The organism is Dietzia sp. UBA5065 (assembly GCA_002415925.1).
Lineage (GTDB): Bacteria > Actinomycetota > Actinomycetes > Mycobacteriales > Mycobacteriaceae > Dietzia.
In genome coordinates this window covers 1-1775 of the sequence record DIAZ01000017.1, presented here as the reverse complement: position 1 = coordinate 1775, position 1775 = coordinate 1, and the positions used below count along the sequence as shown (strand labels likewise).

Annotated in this window: 2 protein-coding genes; both read left to right on the top strand. The window is 69.4% G+C overall.

The window, feature by feature from the left end; all coding sequences use genetic code 11:
• On the top strand, positions 1–180 hold a 180-nt coding region (locus tag B4M60_RS01545), incomplete at its 5' end, for a hypothetical protein (RefSeq protein WP_291079627.1).
• Positions 177–1730 carry an acyl-CoA carboxylase subunit beta gene (locus B4M60_RS01540; protein WP_291079625.1) on the top strand — a complete coding sequence of 518 codons (1554 nt, stop codon included), beginning with the start codon at positions 177–179 and terminating at the stop codon, positions 1728–1730. The genes B4M60_RS01545 and B4M60_RS01540, both read left to right, overlap by 4 nt.
• Positions 1731–1775 lie beyond the last annotated feature (45 nt).

The window sequence follows — 1775 nt, the reverse complement described above, 5'->3', positions numbered from 1 at the left end:
TACGAGCACGTCGATCCCGACGGCGGGTGGGCCCGGATCGTCGCCGATCTCGAGGTGGTCCAGCTGCAGGGGGACCACCTCGCGGTGGTCGACGAACCCGTGGTCGGTACGGTCGGTAGGCATCTGGCGCGTCGGCTCTCGGAGATCGACGCGGGAGAACTGAAGGGAATGGACGCGTGACGGCCAAGACCACGGCGGAGAAGCTCGCGGAACTGCGGGTCAAGACCGAGCAGGCCCAGGACCCGGGCAGCGAGCGGGCCAAGGCCCGTCGCGACGCGGCCGGCCACACCCCGCCGCGGGAGCGCATCGCCGAACTGCTCGACGCGGGCAGCTTCGTGGAGATGGGTCAGCTGGCCAAGGCGCCGGGCAACCCGGACAACCCCTTCGGGGACGGCGTGGTGACCGGCCGCGGCACCATCGACGGCCGCCCCGTGGTGGTGTACGCGCACGACAACACGGTGTTCGGTGGCTCCGTCGGCGAGGGCTTCGGTAAGAAGGTCTGCGCGATCATGGACTTCGCCCTCAAGGTCGGCTGCCCGATCATCGGCATCAACGACTCCGGCGGGGCCCGGGTCCAGGACGCCGTCACGTCGCTGGCCTACTACTCCGAGATCTCCAAGCGCCAGTACCCGGCGTCGGGGTACATCCCGCAGATCTCGATCATGCTGGGCAAGTGCGCCGGCGGCGCCGTCTACGCGCCCGTGACCACGGACTTCGTCGTGGCGGTCAAGGACCAGGCCTACATGTTCGTCACCGGACCGGACGTGATCAAGCAGGTCACCGGCGAGGAGATCTCCATGGAGGACCTCGGCTCGGCCCTCCAGCAGGCCAAGAACGGCAACGTCAACCACGTGGCCGTGAGCGAGCACGACGCGTTCATGTACGTGCGCAACCTGCTCAGCTTCCTGCCGTCGTCGGCCGCCGAGAAGGCCCCGCGCATCAACCCCGGGCTGGAGCCCGCGCCCACCGCGTCCGACCTCGAGTTGGACTCGATCATCCCGGACTCCGACAACGCGGCGTACGACATGCACGACGTGCTGATCCGGATGTTCGACGACGGCGACTTCATCGAGACCTCGGGTCAGTTCGCCCCCAACCTCATCACCGGCTTCGCGCGCGTCGACGGCGAGGCCGTCGGCGTGGTGGCCAACCAGCCCCTGCATCTGTCCGGTTCGCTGGACATCGACGCGTCCGAGAAGGCGACGCGGCACATGATGCTGTGCGACGCCTACTCGATCCCGCTGGTCTACGTCGTGGACACTCCCGGGTACCTGCCGGGCGTCCAGCAGGAGAAGCTCGGGATCATTCACCGCGGCGCCAAGATGGGGTACGCGGTGGCCGCCACGTCGGTCCCCAAGATCACGTTCGTCGTCCGCAAGGCTTACGGCGGCGCCTACGCGGTGATGGGGTCCAAGAACCTCGGCGGCGACCTCAACTTCGCCTGGCCCACCGCGCGGATCGCCGTGATGGGCGCCGAGGGGGCGGTCGACCTCCTGCAGCGCCGGCAGATCGAGGAGGCGGGCCCGGAGGAGGGACCCAAGCTCCGCAAGCAGCTCATCGACATGTACAACGAGTTCATCGCCACCCCGTACTCCGCCGCCGAGCGGGGCTACATCGACGCGGTGATCGAGCCGTCGCAGACCCGACTGGTGCTGCGCGGCGCGCTCGCCCAGCTGCGGGACAAGATCCGCAACGAGCCCCCGCGCAAGCACCCCATCGCCCCGCTGTAGCAGCCCACCCCCCGCCGCCCTCGGCGTGCGCCACCCCCCGGCGTG